Genomic DNA, 24,649 nt, shown 5'->3' with positions numbered 1-24,649 from the left:
TGCATACCTAGCGTCAGAAAACGTGACTGCCACGATAGAGCGCGGCGCCGCCACCGCGCCTGTTAGCTCCCCCAAGTCCGCCCCACCGGCACAGAAGCCCACGGGCCGGAAGCCGCGCGCCTTCATGGCCTCCTCCAACGGCAGGAAGGCCGTCATGGCCGTCACCGGCGCCGTGATGGTCGGCTTCCTGCTGCTCCACATGCTGGGCAACCTCAAGATCTTCCTCGGGCGCGAGTCGTTCAACGATTACGCCCACGCGCTGCGCACCCTGCTGGAGCCCATCGCCCCGTACCGGACGGTGCTGACGATCCTCGAGATCGGCCTGGTCGCCTCCGTGTTGCTGCACATGTGGGCCGCGATCTCCCTCGCCCGCCGCGCCAGGCACGCCCGGCCGGTCAAGTACGTCGCCAAGAAGTCGCAGGCCGGCGGCTACGCCACGCACATCATGCGGTACGGCGGCGTCACCATCGCGCTCTTCGTCGTCTGGCACCTGCTCGACCTGACCTTCGGCGTGGTCAACCCCAAGGGCTTCGACTCCGCCCCGGCCGACCGGATGATCGCCGGGTTCGACCCGTCGCGCTGGTGGGTGACGCTGATCTACATCGTGGCCGTCGCCATGGTGGGCCTGCACCTGCGGCACGGCATCTGGAGCGCCTTCCAGACGCTCGGCTGGGCCAACCGCGCCCGCTACAAGGCGCTGCGCGCGAGCGCCTCCCTCGTCTCCGCCGTCCTCGTCGTCGGCTTCCTCGCCCCGCCGCTCGCCATCACCTTCGGAGTCGTGAAGTGAAGTACGTAGAGGGCCCGGAGATCCGGGACACCAGGGCGCCCGAAGGCCCCATCGAGGAGCGGTGGGAGAAGCGCAAGTTCGGCGCCAAGCTCGTCAACCCGGCCAACAAGCGCAAGCTCAACGTCATCGTCGTCGGCACCGGCCTGGCCGGCGGCTCGGCCGCCGCCACGCTCGGCGAGCTGGGCTACAACGTCAAGTCCTTCTGCTACCAGGACTCGCCCCGGCGCGCCCACTCCATCGCCGCCCAGGGCGGCATCAACGCCGCCAAGAACTACCGCGGCGACGGCGACTCCATCTACCGGCTGTTCTACGACACCGTGAAGGGCGGCGACTTCCGCGCCCGCGAGTCGAACGTCTACCGCCTGGCCCAGGTCTCGGTGAACATCATCGACCAGGCCGTGGCCCAGGGCGTGCCGTTCGCCCGCGAGTACGGCGGCCTGCTCGACACCCGCTCCTTCGGCGGCGCCCAGGTCTCGCGCACCTTCTACGCCCGCGGCCAGACGGGCCAGCAGCTCCTGCTCGGCGCCTACCAGGCGCTGGAGCGGCAGGTGGCGGCCGGGACCGTGGAGATGTTCACCCGTCACGAGATGCTCGACCTGATCGTGGCCGACGGCCGCGCCCGCGGCATCATCGTGCGCGACATGGTGACCGGCGAGATCGAGCGGCACGTCGCCGACGCGGTCGTGCTCGCCAGCGGCGGCTACGGCAACGTGTTCTTCCTGTCGACCAACGCCAAGGGCTGCAACACCACGGCCATCTGGCGGGCCCACGAGCGCGGCGCGTACTTCGCCAACCCCTGCTACACGCAGATCCACCCGACCTGCATCCCGGTGTCGGGCGAGTACCAGTCGAAGCTCACGCTGATGTCGGAGTCGCTGCGCAACGACGGCCGCGTGTGGGTGCCGCTGCGCAAGGGCGACGACCGCGCGCCCGGCGACATCCCCGAGGACGAGCGCGACTACTACCTGGAGCGCATCTACCCGGCCTTCGGCAACCTCGTCCCGCGTGACATCGCCTCGCGCGCCGCCAAGAACGTCTGCGACGAGGGCCGCGGCGTCGGCCCCGGCGGGCTCGGTGTGTACCTCGACTTCCGCGACGCCATCAACCGTCTCGGCCGGGACGCCGTGGAGAAGAAGTACGGCAACCTGTTCGAGATGTACGAGCGCATCACCGGCGAGAACCCCTACGACGTGCCGATGCGCATCTACCCGGCGGTCCACTACACGATGGGCGGCCTGTGGGTGGACTACGACCTGCAGTCCACGATCCCCGGCCTGTTCGTGATCGGCGAGGCCAATTTCTCCGACCACGGCGCCAACCGTCTCGGCGCCTCCGCGCTGATGCAGGGCCTGGCCGACGGCTACTTCGTGCTGCCCACCACCATCGGCGACTACCTGGCGGCCGGGCCGTTCGGCGAGGTCGACGAGGAGGCCGTGGCCGAGGCCGAGATCAAGGTCCGGTCCAAGATCGAGCGTCTGCTGTCGGTCAACGGCACCCGCACGCCCGACTCCTTCCACCGCGAGCTGGGCAAGCTCATGTGGGACTACTGCGGCATGGAGCGCACCGAGGAGTCGCTGCGCAAGGCTCTGGAGCGCATCCCCGAGCTGCGCAAGGAGTTCTGGGAGAACGTCAAGGTCAGCGGCACCGCCGAGGAGCTGAACCAGGTCCTGGAGAAGGCCGGCCGCGTCGCCGACTTCTTCGACCTGGCCGAGCTCATGTGCCTGGACGCCCTGGTGCGCACCGAGTCGTGCGGCGGCCACTTCCGGGCCGAGTCGCAGGACGCCGACGGTGAGGCGCTGCGCGACGACGAGAACTTCGCGCACGTGTCGGCGTGGGAGTACTCGCCGGAGGGCGTGCCGGTGCTGCACAAGGAAGCGCTCGAGTACGAGTACGTCAAGATGACCCAGCGGAGCTACAAGTGAGCGAGCGGAGCGAGCGAACCATCAGACACAGCAACTTGTTCATGCCCGGGTTCGGGCGACTGAGCGCAGCGAAGGAGCCCCGGGCATGAACCTGACTTTGAAGGTCTGGCGGCAGAGCGGCCCCGCCGATGCCGGGCGCATGGTGACGTACAAGGTCGAGGACGTCTCGCCCGACATGTCGTTCCTGGAGATGCTGGACGTCCTCAACGAGCGGCTGATCCTCGAAGGCGACGACCCGGTGGCCTTCGACCACGACTGCCGCGAGGGCATCTGCGGCATGTGCGGCATGGTCATCAACGGCGTCGCGCACGGCGAGCAGCGGGCCACCACGACCTGCCAGCTCCACATGCGCCACTTCGAGGACGGCGCCACCATCACCATCGAGCCGTGGCGCGCCGCGCCGTTCCCGGTGGTCAAGGACCTGGTCGTGGACCGGTCGGCGTTCGACCGCATCATCCAGGCGGGCGGCTTCGTCTCGGTGCCGGCCGGCTCCGCCCCGGACGCGCACAGCGTGCCGGTGCGCAAGGAGGACGCCGACTCGGCCTTCGACGCGGCCACCTGCATCGGCTGCGGCGCCTGCGTCGCGGCCTGCCCGAACGGCTCGGCCTCCCTGTTCACCGCCGCCAAGATCACCCACCTGAGCCTGCTGCCCCAGGGCCAGCCGGAGCGCCTCACCCGCGCCAAGGCCATGGTGGACCAGATGGACACGGAGGGCTTCGGCGGCTGCACCAACACCGGTGAGTGCACCGCGGTGTGCCCCAAGGGCATCCCGCTGGACACGATCGCCCGCATGAACAGCGACTACCTCCAGGCCAACAAGAAGTAGTCACCTCCCGGCGCCCGGGGGCCCGCGTGCCCCCGGGTCAGGCGGCCGTCCAGGCGGAGGTGGAGTCGAGGCGGTCGCGCCAGAGCTTCTCGCCGCCGCCTCCCGGCTCCCAGCGGGCCGTGAAGTCCAGCAGGTCGCGGCAGCGGGCCAGCATCGCCGCGTGCCGCACGTCCCACGCGGGCACGTCGAGACCGCCCCCCTGGCGGTAGGCGTCGAAGAAGCGCGGCAGCAGCGCCACGTGCTCCGGGTGGTGCGTGCGCACGATCCACTCGCACCACGACAGGTCCTCGACCGGCGGGCCCGGGTGCGCCCACTCCCAGTCGAGGATGGCCACCGGCTCGTACGTCACCGGGTCGAACAGCATGTTCTGCGGGCCGTAGTCGCCGTGGACGATCCCCAGCCGGTGGATGCCGGCCAGGACGCTCCCGCAGGCGGCCAGCACCTCGGCGGCGCGGCCCTCGTCCAGGAGGTCCTGGCCGTGCGCCCCCGGCACGAAGCGGGTCGTCACGCTCGTCGGCGTGATCTTGTGGATGCGCGGCACCGGCAGGCGGCCCCTCAACCGGCGCAGGAACCTGCTCTCCGTGCGCAGCCGGACCTCCGCCTCGGGGCCCTCGTAACACTTCACGACCAGCGCGCCGTCGCCCACCGTGCTGTTGGTGTACCCGTGCCTCACAGAGACCGATTCTCGCCTACCACCACGCCCGGCGCACCGGTCCGCGGCCGTTGACTACGACGGCCCAGGGAGGGACGTTCCAGGGGTCGAAAATGGTTTGCCGGGCTGTCGGGACGTTTGTCAACCTTGACTGGCCATGCGCTCCCTTCCTCAAGCCGATCCCGGCACGCCCGACATCCGCGGCCCGCTCCACTACCTGTGGTGGAACGCGCGCCGCCAGTTGCCGTCCCTGCTGGGCGGCATCGGCTTCGCGACCGTCTGGTGGCTCGTGCAGGCCCTCGTGCCGGCGGTGATCGGGAAGGGCGTCGACGCCGTCACCGCCGAGGACGCCCGCTCCCTCGTGCTCTGGTCGCTGGCCCTGCTGGGGCTCGGCCTGGTCCAGGCGTACACCGGGCTCATGCGGCACCGGCTGGCCGTCTACAACTGGCTGGCCGCCGCGTACCGGACGGTCCAGGTGACCGCCCGGCAGGCCGCCCGGCTCGGCGCCACCCTGCCCAAGCGGCTCTCGACCGGCGAGGTCGTCAGCGTCGGCAACTCCGACATCGCGCACATCGGCAACTCCATGGACATCCTGCTGCGCGGCACCGGCTCGGTCGTGGCGATCGTCACCGTGACCGTGATCCTCATCTCGACCTCGCTGCCGCTGGGACTCATGGTGCTGGTCGGCGTCCCGCTCATGGCCGTGGCCGTCGGACCGCTGTTACGGCCGCTGCACCGCCGGCAGAAGGCCCAGCGCGACCTGACCGGCGACCTGTCCACCCGGGCCGCCGACATCGTGGCCGGCCTGCGGGTGCTGCGCGGCATCGGCGGCGAGCGGGTGTTCGCCGACCGCTACCGCGAGGAGTCGCAGCGCGTCCGCCACGCCGGGGTCGCCGTGTCCAGGGTCGAGTCGCTGCTCGAAGGCGCGCAGATCCTGCTGCCCGGCCTGCTCATCGCGGCCGTCACGGGCGTCGGCGCGTCGTTCGCGATCGGCGGGCAGATCTCCACGGGCCAGCTCGTCGCCTTCTACGGCTACGCGGTCTTCCTGATCGGCCCCATGCGCACGCTCACCGAGGCCGCCGACAAGCTGACCAAGGGCCACGTGGCCGCCCGCCGGGTGGTACGCATCCTGTCGATGGAGCCCGAGGTGTCCGGCGGCACGGGCGCCAGCGGGGGCGGCGTGCTGCGCGACACCTTCAGCGGCGTCACCCTCCAGCCGGGCACGCTCACCGCCGTGGCCGCCTCCGCGCCCGACGACGCGATCGCCATCGCCGACCGCCTCGGCCGCTACACCGGCGGCGACGTCACCTTCGGCCAGGCCGAGCTGGCCGAGCTGCCCATCGAGGAGGTCCGCTCCCGCATCCTGGTCGCCGACAACGGCGCCCGCCTGTTCACGGGCCGGCTCCGCGACGAGCTGGACGTACGCGGCGGCGCCTCCGACGACGAGGTGGGCCGGGCGCTGCGCGCCGCCTGCGCCGAGGACATCGTCGAGGCCCTGCCCGACGGGCTGGAGGCGCAGGTCGCCGAGGGCGGCCGGGAGTTCTCCGGCGGCCAGCAGCAGCGGCTGCGGCTGGCCCGCGCGCTGATCGCCGACCCGGAGGTGCTCATCCTGGTCGAGCCGACCAGCGCCGTGGACGCCCACAGCGAGGCCCGCATCGCCGACCGGCTGGCCCGTGCGCGCGCCGGCCGTACGACGCTGGTCTGCACGACCAGCCCGCTGGTGCTCGACCGCACCGACCACGTGATCTACGTCGAGGACGGCAGGGTGCTCGCCGAGGGCACCCACCGGGAGCTCCTGGAGTCCTCGCCCGCCTACGCCGCCACCGTGACCCGAGGGGAGGACTGACGATGGCCCGCGAGATCCTGCCGGTCGCCGACCAGGCGCGGGTGCGCGCCTACGCCCGGCGGCTGACGCTGAGGTACCCGCGCCGGCTCGCCACCGCCCTCGTCCTGCACGGGCTGGCCGCCGTCGCGGGACTGGCCGTGCCGTGGCAGCTCGGCCGGCTCGTCCAGGACGTCAAGCTGGGCGCCCCGGTGAACGTCGGGCTGGTCGCGGCCGGCATCGGCGCGTTCCTGCTGCTCCAGGGCGTGCTGGTCCGGTACGCGGTGCTGGCCTCGGCCCGGCTCGGCGAGAAGGTCCTGGCCGAGCTGCGCGAGGAGTTCGTCGACCGGGTGCTGGCCCTGCCGCTGTCCACGGTCGAGCGGGCCGGCTCCGGCGACCTGATCACCCGCACGTCCCGCGACGTCGACTCGCTGTCCAGGACCGTACGGCACGCGGTGCCCGAGACGCTGATCGCGATCGTCACGTTCGCGATCACGCTGGGCGCGCTGGTGCTGGTCGGGCCGCTGCTCATGCTGCCGATGCTGGTGGCGGCGCCGCTGCTGTGGCTGTCCACCCGCTGGTACCTCAAGCGGGCCCGCGACGGCTACCTGCGCGAGAACGCCGCCTACGCCGACATGACCGAGGGCCTGGCCGAGACAGTGGAGGGCGCCCGGGCGGTCGAGGCGCTCGGCCTCCAGGAGCGGCGCAGGCAGCGGACCGACCACGACATCGCCCGGTCCTTCGCCGCCGAGCGCTACACCCTCGGCCTGCGCACGGTCTGGTTCCCGGCGGTCGAGCTGGGCTACGTCATCCCGGTCGTGTCCACGCTGCTCGTCGGCGGCCTGTTCTACATCGACGGGCGGGTCACGCTGGCCCAGGTCACCGCCGCCACCCTGTACGCCCAGCAGCTCATCGACCCGCTCGACCGGTTCCTCATGTGGATCGACGAGCTGCAGGTGGGTGGGGCGGCCATGGCCCGGCTGCTCGGCGTGGCCGACGTGCGCGACGACCGCGTCCCCTCCGACGCCCGGCCCTCCGGGGAGCTGATGGAGGCCGACGACGTTCGCTACGCCTACCGGGAGGGCCGCGACGTGCTGCACGGCGTGTCCCTCACCGTGCGGCCGGGCGAGCGGCTGGCCATGGTCGGGCCGTCGGGCGCGGGCAAGTCCACGCTGGGCAGGCTCCTGGCCGGCATCCACGGCCCGCGCGCCGGCACTGTGGCGGTGGGCGGCGTCCCGTTGGTGGAGCTGCCGCTGGACGAGCTGCGCGGGCACGTCGCGCTGGTCACCCAGGAGCACCACGTGTTCAAGGGCACCCTGCGCGACAACCTGCTCATCGCCCGGCCCGAGGCCGACGACGAGGCCGTGCGCGCCGCGCTCACGGCGGTGGACGCGCTCGACTGGGTGCTCGCCCTGCCGGACGGCCTCGACACGCTCGTCGGCTCCGGCGGCACGGCGATCTCGCCCGCCCACGCGCAGCAGCTCGCGCTGGCCCGCCTGGTGCTGGCCGACCCGCACACGCTGGTGCTCGACGAGGCCACGTCGCTGATCGACCCGCGCGCCGCCCGCCACCTGGAGCGCTCGCTCGCCGCGGTGCTGGACGGGCGCACGGTCATCGCGATCGCCCACCGGCTCTACACGGCCCACGACGCCGACCGGGTGGCGGTGGTGGAGGACGGCCGGATCACCGAGCTGGGTTCCCACGAGGAGCTGGTGGCCGCCGGAGGGTCGTACGCGGCGCTGTGGAGCAGCTGGCACGGCGTTCCGGCCCGTACGAGCGGCTGAAGGCCCGGGGCGGGCGCCCCGGCCCGTACGCGCGGCTGTGGCCCGGTTCATTCCATGGGCTGGAGACGGAGGTCGTGCCTGGGCGCGTCGGCGGCGGCGAAGCGGAGCAGGCGCTCCCCCTCCTCCGCGACGGCGGCCTCCTCCGCGTCTGTCAGAGGCGCGAGGAGGCGGACCTCCAGCGTCGCCGTCCCCTTCGCCCGCCGGATCTCCCACAGCCCGCGCACGAACCCGTCCACCAGCAGCGCCGCGTACACCCCGACGTGCCGGCGGCCCTCGGCGGTCATCAGCCGCCGCCGGTCGGCGTGGCCCAGCACCACGTTGTCGAGCGCGGCCAGGAACCGGACCGGGGCGGGGGTGTCCGGGTCGGGCCGGGGCGCCTCCGGCAGGTCGAGCAGCTCGGCGCCCTCCTCGTCCCGGAACACCGCCAGCCGGGGCCGCAGCTCGTCGGCGACCGCCCGCAGCCGGGTCAGGCCGCTCCATGCCTGCGCGTCCTTGACCGTGGCCGGGCCGAAGGCCGCGAGGTAGCGCAGCAGCAGCTCGCGCGCCCCCTCCGAGGTCGCGGCCTGCGGGGCGCCGAGCCAGTCGTCCGCCAGCGTGAACGGCGTCGGCCCGCGCCGCCCCCAGGTGCCGTCGGGCGGCGGGTGCACGACCGGCAGCAGCCCCTGCACCGAGCGGGCCAGCGCGACGGGATCCGCCCCCGGCCAGCGCTCGGCAAGCGCCCTGCCCAGCTCAGGCCGGTTCAGCACGCCGCCGGAGAGCAGCCCCCGCGCGGTCGCGGCCAGCTCGGCGGGGTCCACGCCCGGCGTCGCCCGGCCGAACGCGCCCCTGCGCCACCGCTCCAGCATCGGCTCCAGCAGCGGACGCAGCCACCGGTAGTCGGCCGCGCTCACGAGGTGCTGGGTGCCCCGGTACAGCGTCGCCCGCACGACCCGGCGCTCGTACAGCAGTGTCGTCAGGTCGTCGTGCCGGAAGCCCGTGACACGGCTCCACAGGCCGACGTACGGCGGGTCGGGGTCCTGGGCCTGGAGGCCGGCCAGCCGCTCGACCACCTCCAGCGCCGGCGCGCCGGTACGCCCCAGCAGGAGCTGGCGCTCCAGCGTGGCCCGGTTGAGGGCCCGCCGGGAAAGGACGTCCATCGATCTCCTCATCCGTCTTCGCGCGTCATCCGTCTTCGCGCGTCATTCGTCTGGGCACGGCTGCTGCGACGGCCAGGCCGCGCGCTGGAGGCGCCCCGTGAGCGTGCGCAGGTGCTCCAGCAGCTCCGGCGGCTCCCGCACCTCGAACTCGAACCCGAACGCGGCCACCCACACCGCCAGGTGGTCGAGGCTGTCGGAGCCGATCCGCAGCAGGCACGTGCGCTCGTCGATCGGCTCCACCACGCCGAGCGTGACCGGAACCTCGCCGGCCACCTCCGCCGCCGGGGCGTGCATGGTCAGGACCGCCTGGTGGCGGTGCGGCCGGGTGGTCGTGGCCGCGGCCAGGTAGCGCGCGACGTCCTCGTCGGGCAGTGGGCGCGGGACGAAGCGCGGGCCGTTCGGCACCCGCAGGGACATGCGGTCCACCCGGTACGTGCGCCAGTCGTCCCGAGTCGTGTCCCAGCCGAGCAGGTACCACCGCCGGCCGCCGCTGACCAGCCGGTACGGCTCGGCGTCGCGCACGCTCTCCTCGCCCTCGCGCGCGACGTACCCGAACCGCAGCCGCTCCCGGTCGCGCACCGCCGCGGCGATGGCGGTCAGCGTCGCGGGGTCCACCGTGGGACCGGCGGCCGGCATGGCCACCATCGCGGCGCCGAGGGTCCCCACCTGGTGGCGCAGCCGCGAGGGGAGGACCTGGTCCAGCTTGGCCAGGGCACGCACGGACGTCTCGGCGATGCCGGTGACCGCGCCGCCCGCGGCCGTGCCCAGCGCCACCGCCACGGCCACCGCCTCCTCGTCGTCGAGCAGCAGCGGCGGCAGGACGCCGCCGCTGCCCACCTGGTAGCCGCCGCCCACCCCGCCCACCGCGTCGACGGGGTAGCCGAGCCGGCGCAGCTTGCCGACGTCGCGCCGCAGCGTACGCGGGCTGACCCCGAGCCGCTCGGCCAGCTCCGCCCCCGGCCAGTAGGGGCGTCCCTGCAACAGGCCCAGCAGGCGGAGCAGCCGGGCAGAGGTCTCCAGCACACGACGACTCTGCCACCGATCGCGGCCGGTAGCTGACCGCGATCAACCGAAGGCTCAGGTCAGACTGTGGAAGAACGCCCGGACGTCCTCGGCGAACACCCCCGGCTCCTCCATGGCGAAGAAGTGGCCGCCGGTGTCCTGCTGCGACCAGTGCACGATCGCGTGGTCGCGCTCGGCGTACGGCCGGATGCCGTACTCGTTCGCCCCCGCCAGCAGCACGCCCGTGGGGACGGTGCCGCGCGGCTTGGGCGCCCAGCCCGCCGGGTCGTTGACCTGCTCGTAGTAGATCTGCGCCGCCGAGCCGGCCGTGCCCGTCAGCCAGTAGAGGGTGACGTTGGTGAGGAACAGGTCGCGGTCCACCGGGCCGCCCGCCCAGCGGTGGAACATCTCCGCGATCCAGGCGAGCTGCCCGGCCGGGGAGTCGGTCAGGCCGTACGCGAGCGTCTGCGGCGAGCGCGACTGGATCGCGACGTACCCGGCGGTCGCCTCGTCCAGCGCGGCGGCCCGCTCGCGCTCCACGTCCGTCAGCCGGGCGTCCTCCTCCTCGTCGCCCGCCGGGAACGACAGGATGCCGGAGAGGTGGACTCCAATGACCCGCCCGGGGGCCAGACGGGCCATCTCCGGGGCGACGAACGCGCCGGTGTCGCCGCCGTGCACGCCGTACCGGTCGTAGCCGAGGATCTCCATCAGCCGCGTGAACGCCCCGGCGACGCGGCCGGCGGTCCAGCCCGGCTCGGCGAGCGGCGAGGAGAACGCGAACCCGGGGATCGACGGGATCACCAGGTGGAAGTCCTTGCGCAGCGGCTCGACCACCTCCAGGAACTCCACGAAGGACATCGGCCAGCCGTGCAGGAGCACGAGCGGCATCGCGCCGGGGTCGTCCGAGCGGACGTGCGCGAAGTGCACGGTCTGGCCGTCGATGGCGGTCGTGAACTGCGGCAGGGCGTTGAGCCGCCGCTCCTGGGCGCGCCAGTCGAACTCCGAACGCCAGTAGGCGGCCAGCTCCTTGGCGTGGTCCACGGGGGTGCCGCGGGTCCAGCCGGTGCCGGGCAGGTCGGCGGGCCAGCGGGTGGCGTCCAGCCGGCGCCGGAGCTCGTCGAGCTCGGACTGCGGGACGTCGATGTGAAAGGGGACGGGCGCGGGAACGTCCGCGTGAGAAGAGGCCTGAGAAGAGGTCGGTGAAGACATGGCCGCGACACTAGGAAGGATCGCGGCCACCTTCTGTCCTCCGGTGCCGAGCCGGTGTCAGTCGCCCAGCGCGCGCTTGAGGAAGTCCACCTGGAGCAGCAGGAGGTTCTCGGCGACGATCTCCTGCGGCGTCATGTGGGTGACGCCCGACAGCGGCAGCACGCTGTGCTGGCGCCCCGCCGCGAGCAGCGCGGACGACAGGCGCAGCGTGTGGGCCGCCACCACGTTGTCGTCGGCCAGGCCGTGGACGAGCAGGAGGGGCCGCTCCAGCTTGGCCGCGTCGCCGAACAGCGACGAGTTGTCGTACACGTCCGGCTGCTCGTCCGGATGGCCCAGGTAGCGCTCGGTGTAGCAGGTGTCGTACAGCCGCCAGTCGGTCACCGGCGCCCCCGCGACGGCCGCGTGGAACACGTCCGGCCGGCGCAGCACCGCGAGCGCCGCCAGGTAGCCGCCGAACGACCAGCCGCGGATGGCCACCCGCCCCAGGTCGAGGTCGTCGGGGTACTGCTGGGCCACGCCCTGCAGGGCGTCGATCTGGTCCTCCAGGGCCGGGGTGGCCAGGTCGTTGAGCACGGCCCGCTCGAACTCCGGCCCCCGGCCCGGGGTGCCGCGGCCGTCGGCCACGATCACCGCGAACCCCTGCTCGGCGAACCACTGGCTCTCCAGGTAGCCGCCGCGCCGGTTGAGCACGCGCTGCGCGTGCGGCCCGCCGTACGGGTCCATGAGGACGGGCAGCCGCCCCGAGCCCGGCTCGTACCAGGAGGGCAGCACCACGGCGGTGGCCAGCTCGCGGCGGCCGGAACGGCCCAGCGAGACGCGCAGGTCGAGGCCGGGACGCTCGGCCACGGACGGGATCGGGATCGCCACGCCGTCGCGGCGCACGACCGTCGTGGACACGCCCTCGGCGTCGAGGCTCTGCTCGGTGAGCACGCCGACGCCCCCGGCCATCCGCCCCGAGAACACCCCGGAACGGGTCGAGACCGGCAGCAGCGAGTGGCCGTCCCACGTCCAGAGCTGGATCTCGGTCGGGTCGCCGCTCGCGCTGAACAGCACGCTGTCGTGGTCGACGTCGAGCACGGCCCGCACCTGGAGCGTGGGCGGCGTGACCGCGCGGTCGCCGACGAACAGCCGGTTGCCGCCGTCGGCCGAGGCCACCCACACCAGCGATCCGTCGTCGAGGTGGGCCGGCACGCCCGGGACGACGTCCACCCACGCCGGGTCGGTGTCCTCGCGCACCAGCGTCGAGGCGCCGGTCGCCGGGTCCACCTCGAACAGGCGGAGCGTTCTCTGGTCGCGCGGCATCGTCACGATCGACAGCGCGTGGGAGTCCCAGGAGGCCGTGGTCAGGTACTCGTCCGCGAACGGCACGGCCACGCGCGAGCCGTCCAGGCCCAGCACGAACAGCTCGGTGACCGCGTTGGGCGTGCCCGCCGCCGGGTAGCGCTGGGCCGTCGCCGGCCGGTCGGGGTTGGCCGGGTCGGAGACGTACCAGGTGTGGACCGGGGCCTCGTCGGCCCGCTCCACCAGGAGCGCGTCGCCGCCGGGCGACCACCAGTGGCCGCGCATCCGGTCCATCTCCTCGGCCGCGATGAACTCGGCCAGGCCGTACGTCACGGTCGGCGCCTCGGGCGTCGCCAGCGCGCGGTCCTCGCCCGAGGCGAGGTCCTGGACGCGCAGGGTGCCCTCGGAGACGTACGCGACGTGCCGGCCGCCGGGCGACAGGCGCGGGTCGATCACCGCGCCGGGCACGTCCAGGCGGCGGGTCCGGCCGCTGGCCAGCTCCGTCACGTACAGGCCGCCCGCCAGGGCGAACGCGGCCGTCGTCACGTCGGCGTCGGTGCTGTAGGCGACCACGCCGCCCGCCTGCTCGCGGCTGCGCTCGCGCCGGGCGCGCTCCTCGGGCGGCAGGTCGCCCTCGTCGGCGTCGAGCGCGCGCGGGTCGACGACGAGACGCTCGACGTGGTTGCCGGTGTCGAGCTCCCACAGGCAGGTGACCGGGTCGGTGCCGGTCCTCGTCCGCAGGAACACCACCCTGGATCCGTCAGGGGAGATCGTGAAGCCCCTGGGCACACCGAGGGTGAACCGGCGGGTCCTGGCCGACAGACGCGGGAAGCTCTCACTCATGGGCCCAATCCTGCCAGGAAGCCGGAATTGGTTACGCTCGGACTCATGACCGATCGACGGCTGCTGCTCGTGCATGCTCACCCCGACGACGAGTCGATCGGCACCGGCGCCACGATGGCCCGCTACGTGGCCGAGGGCGCCCACGTCACGCTCGTGACCTGCACGCTCGGCGAGGAGGGCGAGGTGATCCCCGAGCACCTGGCGCACCTGGCCGCCGACCGCGACGACGCGCTCGGGCCGTACCGGATCGGGGAGCTGGCGGCGGCCTGCGAGGCGCTGGGCGTGCGCGACCACCGGTTCCTCGGCGGGGCGGGACGCTGGCGCGACTCGGGGATGATGGGCGTCGCCTCCAACGAGCGTCCCGGCGCGTTCTGGCAGGCCGACCTGGACGAGGCCGCGGGGGAGCTGGTCGAGGTCATCCGCGAGGTGCGGCCCCAGGTGCTGGTGACCTACGACGCGAACGGCTTCTACGGGCACCCCGACCACATCCAGGCCAACCGGGTGTCGCGGCGGGCGTTCGAGCTGGCCGCCGACCCGGGCTTCGGCGAGGGCGAGCCATGGCAGATCGCCAAGCTCTACCACACGGCCGCGGCCCGCTCGGTGATGCGGCGCACGGCCGAGGCGCTGCGCGAGGCGAAGTCGGGCTTCCTCGTCGAGGACGTGGACGACATGCCCTTCGGCAGCACCGACGAGGCGATCACCACGGAGATCGACGCGCGGCCGTGGGTCGGGGCCAAGCTGGCCGCCCTGCGCGCCCACGCCACCCAGGTGACGGTACGAGAGCCGTGGTTCGCGCTGTCCAACGGCATCGGGCAGGAGGCGCTCGGGGTCGAGCACTACGTGCTGGCGATCGGAGTGCCGGGGCCGTCGGTGCCGGGCGCCCCCGTCGAGGCCGGCGGCCTGGGCGAGCCCCACAACCGCGAGAACGACCTGTTCGCCGGAGTCCACTGACCTCCTCGTCGGCGGGTGCCTCTCGGAATCCACTAACCTCGTTCGACATGGAGGATCGCGAGCAGGCCGGTGCGGCGCTGTCCGACACGGAGGACCGCGGGCGGACCGGCTCGGCGCTCGGCGGCGCGGTCTACGGCATGCTGTTCGTGCTGGGGCTCGTCATGGGGGTCGTGGGCGGGTTCACGCAGGCCACCTGGCACATCGGCCCCGTACCCGTCGCGGCGATCGGCTGGCTGCTGGCGCTGTTCGGCGCCTGCCTGGGGGCCGGCCGGATGCTGCGGTCCCGGGCCGCGGCGGCGGTGACGGCCGCCGGGTGGCTGCTGGTGTCGATGCCGTTCTCGTTCCAGCTCAAGCAGGGCGACCTGGTCATCTCCGGCAGCCCCGCCGGCTACGTCTACCTGTACGGGGGGATCGCGGCGGCGGTGGGGGCCTTCCTGCTGTCGCCGTCGTCGTCGCGCGGTTCGTGGCTCCTGCACGGGCAGATTCCGCGAAACCCGACGTAAAGTACATCCGTGCACCATGGTTCCCTCAGCCGGCCCGTGGACCAACGGACGTACCGGAAGGTCGTCGGGAAGTTCGCCACCGGCGTCGCCGTCGTCACGACCCGGCTCGGCGAGGTGGACCACGCGATGACGGTCAACTCGTTCACGTCCGTCTCGCTGGAGCCGCTGCTGGTGCTCTTCTGCGCCGAGAAGGCGGCCCGCTTCCACCCGGCGGTGCTGGAGGCCGGGGTGTGGGGGGTCTCGGTGCTGCCGGCGTCCATGGAGGACGCCTCACGCTTCTTCGCCCACCGGGGCAGGTCGCTCGACGGCCAGCTCGCCCGCTGGCCCCACCACCGGTCGCCGGCGGGGGTCGCGCTGTTCGACGGGGCGATCGCCACGCTGGAGGCGAGGACGACGGCCGTCCACCCCGCGGGCGACCACTCGATCGTCGTCGGCGCCGTCACCCACCTCGGCACCCCGTCCGACACCGCCCCCCTCCTCTACCACAACGGCCGCTACGGGACATCCTCTTAAGATCGTTCCTCTTTTACGGCGGGGCACGGGAGGGCCCAGTCGCCGCACGTGGCCGGGCCCTGTCCAGGGGCACGCTCCTCCAGCGCGCATGGCGGGGCGCCGCGACGCGCGCGACGTGGGCCGGGGCCGGGGTCGCTCTGGTCCGCCGCTCCACCACGACGGCTTGCCCGGCATCCGGCCTCCAGCGGCGGTCGGCCATGACCGGCCTCCGGGCTCCGCGATCGCCGACATCCGGTCCGCGGCCTGCGAGGTGACCGGCATCCTGCTGTTTCCGGCGACGCTCGGTGGTGACCGGCGTTCGGCTGTCTCCGGCGACGCTCGGCAGGGACCAGCTTCCGCCTTCGGTGGCGTGGTCGGCGGGTGGCGTGCCGGAGCCCGGTACGCCGGTCGCCTGTGAGTGGCGGCCGGTGTGCCGGGCTCTGACGCTGGAGGATCAGCCGGTGGAGGGGACCGAGGGGTTACTGGGGTGGGGCCGTGGCCGCTTCGGTGGTCGGCTCCGGTGTCGGCGACTCCGAGGGGGGCGCCTCCGACGGGGGATCGGTGGGGGAGCCCGTGGCCGGCGGGCAGGCGGGGATCGGCTCCGGCGGGGCCGAGGGCGTGCCCGGGTCGGTGGGCGTGCCGGTGGGGGCGACCGTGTCAGTCGGCGAGGTGGCGACCGGCGGTGTGGGCGTCGGCGTCGCGGGCGTCTCCGGGGCCGGGGTGTCCGAGGGCGCCGTCACCGCCGGGGTGGTGAACGCCGCCGCGCCGTCCGACGGCGCCCCCGGGACAGGCGCCCCCGGGACGGGCGTCTCCGTGACCGGCCGGCACGTGAACGTGACCGTCGCCGTCACGGTCTCCGCCGGGGCCGTGACCGTCTGGGGTGGCGCCGTCTGCGTGACGATCGTCGTGACCTGCTGGGTGGCGGTCTCCGTCGTGGTGACCGTCACCGTGTCGGCGGGCTCAGGGGTGGCCGTGACCGTGGTGGTGGGGTACGCCGTGGGGGTGGCCGTCACGGTGCGGGTGGGCCACGGCAGCGCCCGCGCCTTCACCTTGGGCTTGCCCCGTACCTTGTACGTGCCCTTGCCGAGCTTCCTGGTGACCTGCCCGGCGCCGGTGGTCACGGGCACTTCGCTGGTGGCCGTCTTGCAGGACCTGCCCTTGCAGACCCTCTGCTTGACGGTGAAGCGTGCCGCGCCGTCGTACGTGATCGAGACGTTCAGATGAGAGACGCCGTCCTTCTTGACGACTTTCGTCTTCGCGGTGTACTTCCCGACCGTGGGGGTTGGCGTCGGTGTGGGAGTGGGGGTGTTGGTCGATGCGACCACGACCCGGAGAGGAGGGTCGGACAAGCCCAGGGGATCAGTCGATGAGGTCTGGGTGATCGCGATGCCGCCGGCACCGGCCAAGGCCAGCGCTCCGAGCAGCGCGCCCAGCGTCATTAATCTCATAATCCTGCTCTCAGGGGAGATTTCAGGACGCAGATCATTATTCCGACTTGTCAAGATTGGTCAAGACTGAGACGCATGAATAGGCGCTACCGGTTCCGGCGGGTGGTGAACTACATCAATCTCTCCACTCCGCTCGGTCTCCTCATCTCCGTCATCGGCGGAGCCACCAGGCAGTCCGGGCCCAACGGGCTCATCCTCGCCCACGGCTACCGCTACCGCTTCCCGATCGCGGGCGCGTTCACCGTCGGCAACGTCGTCCTCACCCGCCGGACGGAGCTGGACGAGCGGCTCATCCTGCACGAAGGCCGACACGCCACCCAGTGGGCGTGGTGCGCCGGACTGCCGATGCTGCCGCTGTATCTCGTGTCCATGCTGGCGTCGGTGATCGTGTGCGGGCATCAGGCCTCGTACAACGTCTTCGAACGCCTGGCGGGCCTGGACGACGGCGGCTATCCGCGCGCCCCCCTGCGCTGGCGCAGGTGAGCGGAGCGCGAGGCTCGCTGCGGCCGCTCCTCGCGGTTCGGGCGGTGCGGACATCGAGTCGCGCGGTCCGGCGCTCCGGGGCGTCCATGCACCGGGTGGGTGGTGCCTGGGCCCTGTCGTGACCGAAGGTACGCAGGTGAGAAGCGGCATAAGTGACTGATCCGTCACCCAGGGCAGGGGCGGATCATGACGAAGTCTCCCATTCCACCGCGAAAGTGGCCAGATGGCTTCAAGGATCGACTGACCGCCCCCCTCCCCGCGTACCGTGAACTGTTGAGCGTCACCTGGAACGGCGGCGTCCGCCCCCGAGGCGGCGACGCCGACCTCATCCCCGTGCGCCGCGCGGGCGGCCTGCCCCGCCCGGAGGCCGGCCGGACCATGGTGACGTGGGTGGGCCACTCCACCTTCGTGGTGCAGATCGGGGGACTGACGATCCTCACGGACCCGGTCTGGTCACGCAAGATCCCCGGGGTGCGGGGCCGCCTCACTCCTCCCGGGGTGGCCTGGAGCGACCTGCCGAAGATCGACGCCGTTGTCATCAGCCACAACCACTACGACCACCTGGACGCCCCCACGGTCCGGCGGCTGCCGCGCGACACGCCGATGTTCGTGCCGGCCCGGTTAGCGGCCTGGTTCGACCGCCGTGGGTTCACGGACGTGACCGAGTTGGACTGGTGGGAGTCCGCGGCCGTCGGCGGCGTCACGCTCGACTTCGTGCCCGCCCACCACTGGAGCCGGCGCGGCGTCTTCGACACCTGCAGGACATTGTGGGGCGGGTGGGTGATCGGCCGCTCCGTGTACTTCGCCGGCGACACGGGGTACGGCGAGCGGCTGGCGCAGATCGGCGAACGCTACCAGGGTCTCGACCTGGCGCTCATGCCGGTGGGCGGATACGACCCGCACTGGTTCGCCAAGGCGGCCCACGTCAACCCGGCGGAGGCGGTGCGCGGCTGCCTGGACGTGGGGGCCCGCCGGATGGCCACCATGCACTGGGGGACGTTCGTGCTGTCGAGCGAGCCGCTGCTGGCGCCGGTGGAGCAGGCGCGCGCGGAGTGGGAAGCCCACGGCCTGGCCCGGGAGGACCTGTGGGATCTGGCGGTGGGCGAGTCCCGCGCGTTCACACCGGCGGGCATGTCGGCGGGCACTCCGGCGGGTGTGTCGGCAGGCACCTCCATGGGCGCATCGGCAGGCACCTCCACGGGTACCTCGACCGGCGCACCGGCGGGCGCCTCGACCGGCACTCTGACGGGCGCACCGGTGGAGAAGAAGGTGCCCGCTCTCGTCGTGCCGGCGGCGCCGAGCGCGATGGCCGACTCGGCCCGCACCACGGACCCTGCGCAGGTGCCCGTGTCGGTCTCCCCTTCGCGTCGTGAGCAGGGGCGGGAAGCCGGGCGGCGGCGCGACCGGGAGGCGGCACGCCGGGCCGCCCGCGAAGGGGCCACGGCCCGCGCTTCGGCGGCGCATCGGGATCCTCGTGAGGAGGCCGCGGCCCGCGTCCCGGCGGCGCATCGGGATCCTCGTGAGGAGAGCACGGCCGGTGCCTCGGCGGCGCGCCAGGAGGCTCGTGAGGGGGCCACGGCCGGTGCCTCGGCGGTGAGTGAGCGGATGGGCGGGTGAGGCCGGGAAGGCCGGCCACCCACGACGGCCGCTACGGTGATCCGCCACCCGGCCGTCCAGTGAAGAGGCGCCGGGGTCAGTCGTCGTCGGGATCTGCCGGCTCCACGGTCGGTGCTGTGATCTGCAGCGGTGCAGTGGCCCCGCCGGCGATCTCACGCCCTTGATTCAGTGTGTAGTCAAGCTGCCTGGCCAGGTGGGGGAGGGTCGCCGGAGGGAGATACCCGTCAGCGCCGGCGTTGAGCAGCCGTCGGACCGGGCCGTGGTACTGGACTCCGAGTTCGTGGTCCTCGATCTCGGTGACGATGACGCGAGCTTTCGGGAACATCGATCGCAGCGCCCCGATCAGCTGCGGGCTGCCTGGAGGTACCAGCAGCACATCGGTCGTCGCGGGAGCCGCATGCATGTCGAGCACCACGTAGTCCGCCCCGAGCTGGGTGGACAGCGCAACCCGGGCCGCGGTCGACAACTCCATCGCGGTGGCCACGACTGTCACGCTCTCGTAGTCGACCGGTGCTTGATCGTCGGTCTCATCCGGCGCGTCGCGATCGACGATGGCGCCCTGGACCACGTCAATGGTGCTGGAGATCGTCGCGATCGATGCGCCGTCACGCGTGAGGACCAGGTTCTCGCCAGGCTCGAGGGCGTCGATGAGCGCCACGACGTCTTCGGGGAGGCGGGTCACGTCGATTCGCTGCGTGGAGCGTGGGGCGCGTTCGCGGATCACCATGCCGGGGACACGCTCACGGCTGCGAGGGCACCCTGCGTCATGCGTGGCCCCGGCACCCGGCGAAAGGCCCATCGGCGACGACATGGTGGCCTGCCCCGAAGGCGCCGCCCAACTCGATGATCACATGAGTCCCTTCTGATGCTGTGATCTCGTTGGATGCCACTGCGCGACCATTGGTTCGAGGCCGCGCCGGAGTTTCTCCCGTCGTCCATGTCCACGCCCATCGACGGCGACGCGAGGGTGGGGCCACAGGAGGGCCGCCACGGCGGCGGTGGAGACGGCACCCGCCGACAGGACCGAGGCCGTCGCCGGGGCTGCCGCCGTGACGCCCGCCAGGGACAACCCGCACACCACCCCGGCCACCACCACGTACGCCCCCAGCGCCAGCCGGACCAGGCGCAGCCGTTGCCGCTCCTCCGGCAGCGTGCGGCCCGCGAGCCAGGCCAGCGCCGGCAGCAGCAGGACGCCGTGCATGAGCACCGCGTGGGCCGGCTTGAGGGCCGCGGCCACCGTGTAGGCCGCGTCCTGGTGGCCCGAGCGCGCCTGGGTCACCCCTTGGGCGATCATGAGGGCGCCGAAGGCCATGGAGGCCAGGAGCGTGCCGAACCCCGCTCGTACGGCCAGCAGCACGCTGGGCGCCACCCCGGGACTCCGGCGCGACACCGCCACCGTCGCGCAGATCGTCACCACGACCAGCACCAGGCCGCCCGCCGCCAGGGTCGCGCTCACCAGCGAGTCGAAGCCCGTCGCGAAGTTGAAGTGCGACGGCACCCCACGCCATGCCTGCATGGTGATCAGCGTCAGCTCGATGGCGGACGCGGCCGTGAACACGCCGACCAGCGTGCCGCGCGGCCGCGGGCGCAGCCCGGCCAGCCCGGTCACCCAGGCCAGCGTCGCCACGCTCAGCCCGAACGACACCCCGAACGTGAACGGCTTGCGCCACGACACGGGGCCGTCCCACGGGCCGCCGTCGACCAGGAGCAGGCCGAGATGGGCGAGCCCCGCGAGGACCATCACCGCGGCGATCGTGTACCAGAGCCTGTTCATGCGTCCATGGTGCGCAAACGAGGGCTCGGGCGCGTCAACCTGAGGGTTGGTCCTGCGGTACGACCGGGGTCGTACGGACGAAAGGTCCCGTCCAGGGCGTACCGGCAGACGACCCGTCCGTTCAGCGGTCGCCCGCCGAGCCCTGCCTCACGAGCCGTGCCCTCAGGGGCGAAGGCGGAGCGTGTGGGCCGCGGACTGCCGTACCGACTCCGGCTTCGAGCGCATCGGCATCAGCTCCCCCTTCGCCCAGGTCTCCGCCTGGTCCCAGTAGTTGGCGTGGAAGGCGTGCCCCGACGCGCCCGTCAGGTTGATCCACTGCGACCTGTCCGGGTCCGCCAGGTCCACCACCATCCGCATCGACGGGACCGACGTGACCTCGTACCCCTTGCCCACGTTCCAGCCGGTGGCGTTCACCGCGTCCTTGCCGCCCGCCACGCTCAGCGGCCCCCGGTTGAACAGCGCCTCCACCGGCGCGATCCCCGAGGTGCCGAGTGAGGCGTTGGTGAGCGTGAGCCGGTGCAGGTCGCCCCAGCGCCAGGCGCGGACGTCGGAGCCGAGCTGTCCGGACACCTCCTGGTACGCGTCGGCCATCGCCTGCCGCAGGATGTCGTCGCGGGTCTCCCGGTAGCCCTTGGTGGCGGTGTCGTCCCAGAACGGGTCGTCGGGCGTGTCGAGCAGCCGCCGCACCACCAGGTACCACCGGTCGCCGCCGCTCGGGCGGGCCCCCTCGGGCAGGTCGTCGTCGAAGGCGTCGCTCAGCAGGTGACGCCAGACCGCGTTGAAGTACGCGGCGGGCGCGGAGTCGGCGCCCTGCGAGCCGTCCCAACCCTTCAGCAGTTCCCGCGCCTGTACGGCGGGGCCCGCCATCCGCACGTCCATGAGCGCCGGGACCAGCGTCTCCGCCAGGCCGTTGCGGGTGTCGCGCTGGATCGCGGCCATGGTGGAGGCGTCCACGTCGCCCTTGGCGATCGCCTGCTTCAGCCGGTCGGTGATGCGCTGCGAGCGGTACCCGTACGACCAGTCCTTGGTCAGCAGCGGCTGGTAGCGCCGCGGGTCGATGACGGCGTTGTTGGCCGTGACGATGTAGCCCTCGGGCGGGTTCTCGACCGACGGGAGCCGGTCGTAGGGGATGGGCGCGGTCTTCCAGTCGTACTCGCCCGTCCAGCCGGGCACCGGCCAGGTGCCGTCGCCCTTCTCGCGCACCGGGATCCGGCCGGGCGCCTGGTAACCGATGTTGCCGGAGGTGTCGGCGTACACGAGGTTCTGCGCGGGCACCTCGAACAGCGCCGCCGCGGCGCGGAACTCGTGCCAGTCGCCCGCCTCGTTCAACGCGAAGATCGCGTCGGCGGTGCGGCCGGGCATGAGCGCGGTCCACTGGAGCGCCACCGCGTTCGCGCCCCCGGACGGCTTCACGTCGTCCATGACCTGGTTGATCAGCGGCCCGTGCCTCGTGGAGCGCACCTCGATGGTGACGGTGTCGCCGCCCGCCACCTTGATCGTCTCCTGCCGCTTGTCCAGCTTGACCTGCTCGCCCTGGTACAGGTACGTGTCGCCCGAGACCTGCTCCAGGAACAGGTCGGCCACGTCCGGACCGAGGTTGGTGAACCCCCATGCGATCTTGTCGGTGTGGCCGATGACGACGCCGGGGACGCCCGAGAACGTGAACCCCGTCACGTCGTACGAGCACCGCTCCGACAGCTCGCGGCAGTGCAGCCCCGCCTGGTACCAGACCGACGGCATCGCGGCGGACAGGTGCGGGTCGTTGGCCAGCAGCGGCTTGCCGCTCCGGGTGTGCTCGCCGGAGACGACCCACGAGTTCGAGCCGATGCCGTCGCGGTCGGCGCCGCTCATCGTGCCGGGCACGGCGTCCAGCGTCCGCGCGGCCTGGGCGAGCGCGGCCGCGCCCTGCCCGCGCGGGCGCGTGCCCTGGCCCCGCCGCGGCGCGGCCGTCTGGTCGAACTGGTCCCGCCGGATCGCGCCGCGCGTCACGATCGGCGCGTGCTCGTCGAACGGGTATCCGGGGTAGAGCTGCTCGACCCGCTCGCGCGGAAGCCTGGTGAGGGCGAGCGCGCGGTCGATCTCGTCCTCCATGTTGGAGCGCAGGTCCCAGGCCATGGCCTTGAGCCAGGCGACGGAGTCGAGCGCCGTCCACGGCTCCGGCTTGGCGTCGACGCCGGTCAGCTTGAGCACGGAGTACTCGAGGCTGCGGTCGGAGGCGTTGGGGTTGGCCCGCAGCCAGGCGTTCACGCCCTTGGCGTACGCGTCGAGGTAGCGCCGGGTGCGCTCGGACAGCTCGGAAAGCTCCTGCTCGGCCACCCTGCGCCAGCCCATGGTGCGGATGGCCTTGTCGCTGTCGAGCGTGGCCTCGCCGAACAGCTCCGACAGCCGTCCGGCGGTCACGTGCCGCCGGAAGTCCATCTCCCAGAAGCGGTCCTGCGCGTGGACGAATCCCTGCGCCATGAACAGGTCTTCTGAGGTGTCCGCGTAAATCTGCGGAATTCCAGATTTATCGCGATAAATCTCTACATTGCCGGTTAAGCCGGGCAGCCGCAGTGACCCGTCCACCTGGGGGTACGACTTGCGGACGGTGTAGACGACGACCCCCGTCAGCACCAGCGCGAGGGCGAGGAGAACGGTCAGCGCCCGCGCCAGCCAGCGCAACGGCCACGGCAGCCAGGCGTAGGGCCTCAACCTCACGAAAACCTCCGATCCTCCGCGTCCTCCCGCGCCGGACCATTAGTCTGACAGGCCCCGATCACTCCTCTCGCACGCTCGCGGCCGGGTTCCGGAGGGCCCGGAATCCCGGCGTCACGGCGCATTCATTCATGATCACGTTCTGTGGAGGGCGGGCCCCGGAAGGGTCTCAGAGGCCCTTGCCGATGTCGCCGGACAGGTCGAGCCCCAGAACCTGATCCACGTGCAGGAACGCCTCGAACCTCGCGCCGGGCGACACCGACGCGTCGTCCTCCAGCTCCCGCAGCACCCGCAGCGCGGCCGGAGTGTCGAGATCGTCATCGAGCGCTGCCTCGACCCGCTTCACGTACTCGGCCGCCATGGGCGCGCTGGGCGACTCCGACCACTGCGCCACCCGCCTGCGCCAGTGACGCGCGGCCCGGTCGGCGGCGCGCAGGACGTCCCAGGTGAGCCCGATCGGCCGCCGGTAGTGGTGTTCCAGGAACGCCATCCGCACGGCCAGCGGGTCCAACCCGGCCTGAACGACGTCGGACAGCGACGTACCGGCGTCCAGGTGGGTGTCCGTGGGGGTGGATGGGGGCGTCCCGGTGTGCGGGTGGGTGTCCGTGGGGGTGGACAGCGGCGGTGTCATCGCCTCGCCGGCCCCGTCGTCCGCCGGGCGGTCGCCGAACGACACCTCCGCCGTGCCCACCCAGTGCCGCACGACCTCGTGCCCGGCCGCCGCGTCGCTCTGCGCGCGCTCACGTTCGACGCGCGCGCCGTCCGGGCCGTCCGGGCCCACGTGGACGTCCACCCGGCCTCCGAGCAGTCCCAGCGGCACGGCCGAGCAGGCCACATGCGGCCCGGGCACGCCCCGGCCCCAGGGCGACTCCCAGGACGGTTCCGCGCCGGCGGGGCGCCACAGCACCCAGTCGGCGGGGGAGCGCCGTCCCTCGACCTCCTCCCCGCTCCCAGCTCCGCCCGGGGAGGCGTCGCCCGCCCCGCGGGAGGCGTCGCCCGTCGTGCCCACGGAGAGGCCGGGGTACGTACCGGCGGCGAAGAAGACCGTCCCGCCCGGCACCACGTACGCGTGCCCCTTCTCCACGAGCGTCTCGACGAGCCGCAACGCGAGGGCGACGGTCTCGTCGGGGAGCGGCGCGTGCTCGGCCGGCCGGACGTTGAGGTCGGCGGCGTCCCGCTCCCCACCGACGTCCGAAGAGGCGCCGGGCCCGAGGCTACGTGGGCAGCAGGCCACGACCCGTACACGCCCGCGTTCGAGCACCCGCCGGACGAGGTCCGCCACCAGGAGCGGCCGCAGCTCGCCGAGACGGGGCCGCCCGTCCACGGAGGGCACGCACGCGTGCATCCGCAGCGCCCGCCCCACCGCGATCTCCCCGCTCGTCCCGGTCCGCCAGTCGTGGATCCGCAGCATGGCTCCGAGCCT

At 72.8% G+C, this 24,649-nt stretch carries 20 protein-coding genes; 11 read left to right on the top strand and 9 right to left on the bottom strand.

Translation table 11 applies throughout. The features are described 5' to 3' along the window. The first annotated feature begins 22 nt into the window (after positions 1 to 22). The 3 genes from AB0H81_RS03160 to AB0H81_RS03150 all read left to right on the top strand — a co-directional run bounded on the left by AB0H81_RS03160 (position 23) and on the right by AB0H81_RS03150 (position 3,535). Positions 23 to 787 carry a succinate dehydrogenase cytochrome b subunit gene (locus tag AB0H81_RS03160; RefSeq protein ID WP_358368444.1) on the top strand — a complete coding sequence of 255 codons (765 nt, stop codon included), beginning with the start codon at positions 23 to 25 and terminating at the stop codon, positions 785 to 787. Next, positions 784 to 2,709: a fumarate reductase/succinate dehydrogenase flavoprotein subunit gene (locus tag AB0H81_RS03155; protein ID WP_358368441.1), complete on the top strand. Its 1,926-nt coding sequence runs from the start codon at positions 784 to 786 to the stop codon at positions 2,707 to 2,709. Before AB0H81_RS03160 ends, AB0H81_RS03155 begins: the two co-directional genes overlap by 4 nt. An 85-nt stretch (positions 2,710 to 2,794) precedes the next feature. Continuing rightward, complete coding sequence (locus AB0H81_RS03150) at positions 2,795 to 3,535, top strand: succinate dehydrogenase/fumarate reductase iron-sulfur subunit (RefSeq protein WP_358368438.1); 741 nt, start codon at positions 2,795 to 2,797, stop codon at positions 3,533 to 3,535. 37 nt (positions 3,536 to 3,572) lie between these two features. On the opposite strand, the gene AB0H81_RS03145 is transcribed toward AB0H81_RS03150, so the two are convergent. Further along, the gene (locus AB0H81_RS03145; RefSeq protein ID WP_358368435.1) at positions 3,573 to 4,208 is read right to left on the bottom strand and encodes a phosphotransferase; all 636 of its coding nucleotides are present in this window, start codon (positions 4,206 to 4,208) and stop codon (positions 3,573 to 3,575) included. A 136-nt stretch (positions 4,209 to 4,344) separates the two neighbouring features. Between AB0H81_RS03145 and AB0H81_RS03140 the strand changes: the two genes are divergently transcribed. Continuing rightward, positions 4,345 to 6,033: an ABC transporter ATP-binding protein gene (locus tag AB0H81_RS03140; protein WP_358368432.1), complete on the top strand. Its 1,689-nt coding sequence runs from the start codon at positions 4,345 to 4,347 to the stop codon at positions 6,031 to 6,033. A gap of 2 nt (positions 6,034 to 6,035) precedes the next feature. Beyond that, on the top strand, positions 6,036 to 7,793 hold the full coding sequence (locus AB0H81_RS03135) for an ABC transporter ATP-binding protein (RefSeq protein WP_358368429.1): 1,758 nt from the start codon (positions 6,036 to 6,038) through the stop codon (positions 7,791 to 7,793). 47 nt (positions 7,794 to 7,840) lie between these two features. On the opposite strand, the gene AB0H81_RS03130 is transcribed toward AB0H81_RS03135, so the two are convergent. Genes AB0H81_RS03130 through AB0H81_RS03115 form a run of 4 tightly spaced genes read right to left on the bottom strand, consistent with a single transcriptional unit; the run spans position 7,841 to position 13,264 of the window. Continuing rightward, the gene (locus AB0H81_RS03130) at positions 7,841 to 8,929 is read right to left on the bottom strand and encodes a winged helix DNA-binding domain-containing protein (protein ID WP_358368426.1); all 1,089 of its coding nucleotides are present in this window, start codon (positions 8,927 to 8,929) and stop codon (positions 7,841 to 7,843) included. Between the two features lie 42 nt (positions 8,930 to 8,971). Beyond that, positions 8,972 to 9,952, bottom strand: coding sequence for a WYL domain-containing protein (locus AB0H81_RS03125; protein ID WP_358368423.1), 981 nt, complete (start codon positions 9,950 to 9,952; stop codon positions 8,972 to 8,974). A gap of 54 nt (positions 9,953 to 10,006) precedes the next feature. Next, on the bottom strand, positions 10,007 to 11,140 hold the full coding sequence (locus AB0H81_RS03120) for an epoxide hydrolase family protein (protein WP_358368420.1): 1,134 nt from the start codon (positions 11,138 to 11,140) through the stop codon (positions 10,007 to 10,009). A gap of 57 nt (positions 11,141 to 11,197) precedes the next feature. Then, positions 11,198 to 13,264 carry a prolyl oligopeptidase family serine peptidase gene (locus AB0H81_RS03115; RefSeq protein WP_358368417.1) on the bottom strand — a complete coding sequence of 689 codons (2,067 nt, stop codon included), beginning with the start codon at positions 13,262 to 13,264 and terminating at the stop codon, positions 11,198 to 11,200. A 45-nt stretch (positions 13,265 to 13,309) separates the two neighbouring features. Between AB0H81_RS03115 and mshB the strand changes: the two genes are divergently transcribed. The 6 genes from mshB (at position 13,310) to AB0H81_RS03085 (ending at position 18,758) form a co-directional block, all read left to right on the top strand. Then, on the top strand, positions 13,310 to 14,215 hold the full coding sequence (gene mshB / locus AB0H81_RS03110) for an N-acetyl-1-D-myo-inositol-2-amino-2-deoxy-alpha-D-glucopyranoside deacetylase (RefSeq protein ID WP_358368415.1): 906 nt from the start codon (positions 13,310 to 13,312) through the stop codon (positions 14,213 to 14,215). A gap of 47 nt (positions 14,216 to 14,262) precedes the next feature. Beyond that, a complete protein-coding gene (locus AB0H81_RS03105) occupies positions 14,263 to 14,718 on the top strand; it encodes a DUF6113 family protein (protein ID WP_358368412.1) in 456 nt (151 codons plus the stop codon). Positions 14,719 to 14,727: 9 nt separating this feature from the next. Further along, positions 14,728 to 15,231, top strand: coding sequence for a flavin reductase family protein (locus tag AB0H81_RS03100; protein ID WP_358368410.1), 504 nt, complete (start codon positions 14,728 to 14,730; stop codon positions 15,229 to 15,231). A gap of 474 nt (positions 15,232 to 15,705) precedes the next feature. Continuing rightward, entirely contained in the window at positions 15,706 to 16,434 is a 729-nt protein-coding gene (locus AB0H81_RS03095; protein ID WP_358368407.1) for a hypothetical protein, read from the top strand. A gap of 299 nt (positions 16,435 to 16,733) precedes the next feature. After that, positions 16,734 to 17,141: a hypothetical protein gene (locus tag AB0H81_RS03090; protein WP_358368404.1), complete on the top strand. Its 408-nt coding sequence runs from the start codon at positions 16,734 to 16,736 to the stop codon at positions 17,139 to 17,141. Positions 17,142 to 17,414: 273 nt separating this feature from the next. Next, the gene (locus AB0H81_RS03085; protein ID WP_358368400.1) at positions 17,415 to 18,758 is read left to right on the top strand and encodes an MBL fold metallo-hydrolase; all 1,344 of its coding nucleotides are present in this window, start codon (positions 17,415 to 17,417) and stop codon (positions 18,756 to 18,758) included. A 76-nt stretch (positions 18,759 to 18,834) separates the two neighbouring features. Here the strand turns inward: AB0H81_RS03085 and AB0H81_RS03080 are convergent, their stop codons facing one another. The 4 genes from AB0H81_RS03080 to AB0H81_RS03065 all read right to left on the bottom strand — a co-directional run bounded on the left by AB0H81_RS03080 (position 18,835) and on the right by AB0H81_RS03065 (position 24,637). Further along, the gene (locus tag AB0H81_RS03080; protein WP_358368397.1) at positions 18,835 to 19,485 is read right to left on the bottom strand and encodes a hypothetical protein; all 651 of its coding nucleotides are present in this window, start codon (positions 19,483 to 19,485) and stop codon (positions 18,835 to 18,837) included. A 120-nt stretch (positions 19,486 to 19,605) separates the two neighbouring features. After that, positions 19,606 to 20,532 (bottom strand): hypothetical protein, encoded by a 927-nt coding sequence (locus AB0H81_RS03075; RefSeq protein ID WP_358368395.1) that lies wholly within the window; start codon positions 20,530 to 20,532, stop codon positions 19,606 to 19,608. A 162-nt stretch (positions 20,533 to 20,694) separates the two neighbouring features. Beyond that, complete coding sequence (locus AB0H81_RS03070) at positions 20,695 to 23,229, bottom strand: penicillin acylase family protein (RefSeq protein ID WP_358368393.1); 2,535 nt, start codon at positions 23,227 to 23,229, stop codon at positions 20,695 to 20,697. Positions 23,230 to 23,395: 166 nt separating this feature from the next. Beyond that, positions 23,396 to 24,637 carry a cysteine--tRNA ligase gene (locus AB0H81_RS03065; RefSeq protein ID WP_358368391.1) on the bottom strand — a complete coding sequence of 414 codons (1,242 nt, stop codon included), beginning with the start codon at positions 24,635 to 24,637 and terminating at the stop codon, positions 23,396 to 23,398. Positions 24,638 to 24,649: the final 12 nt, after the last annotated feature.

It is taken from the genome of Nonomuraea sp. NPDC050691, from assembly GCF_040654455.1.
Lineage (GTDB): Bacteria > Actinomycetota > Actinomycetes > Streptosporangiales > Streptosporangiaceae > Nonomuraea.
This window is presented reverse-complemented; position numbering and strand designations above follow the sequence as displayed.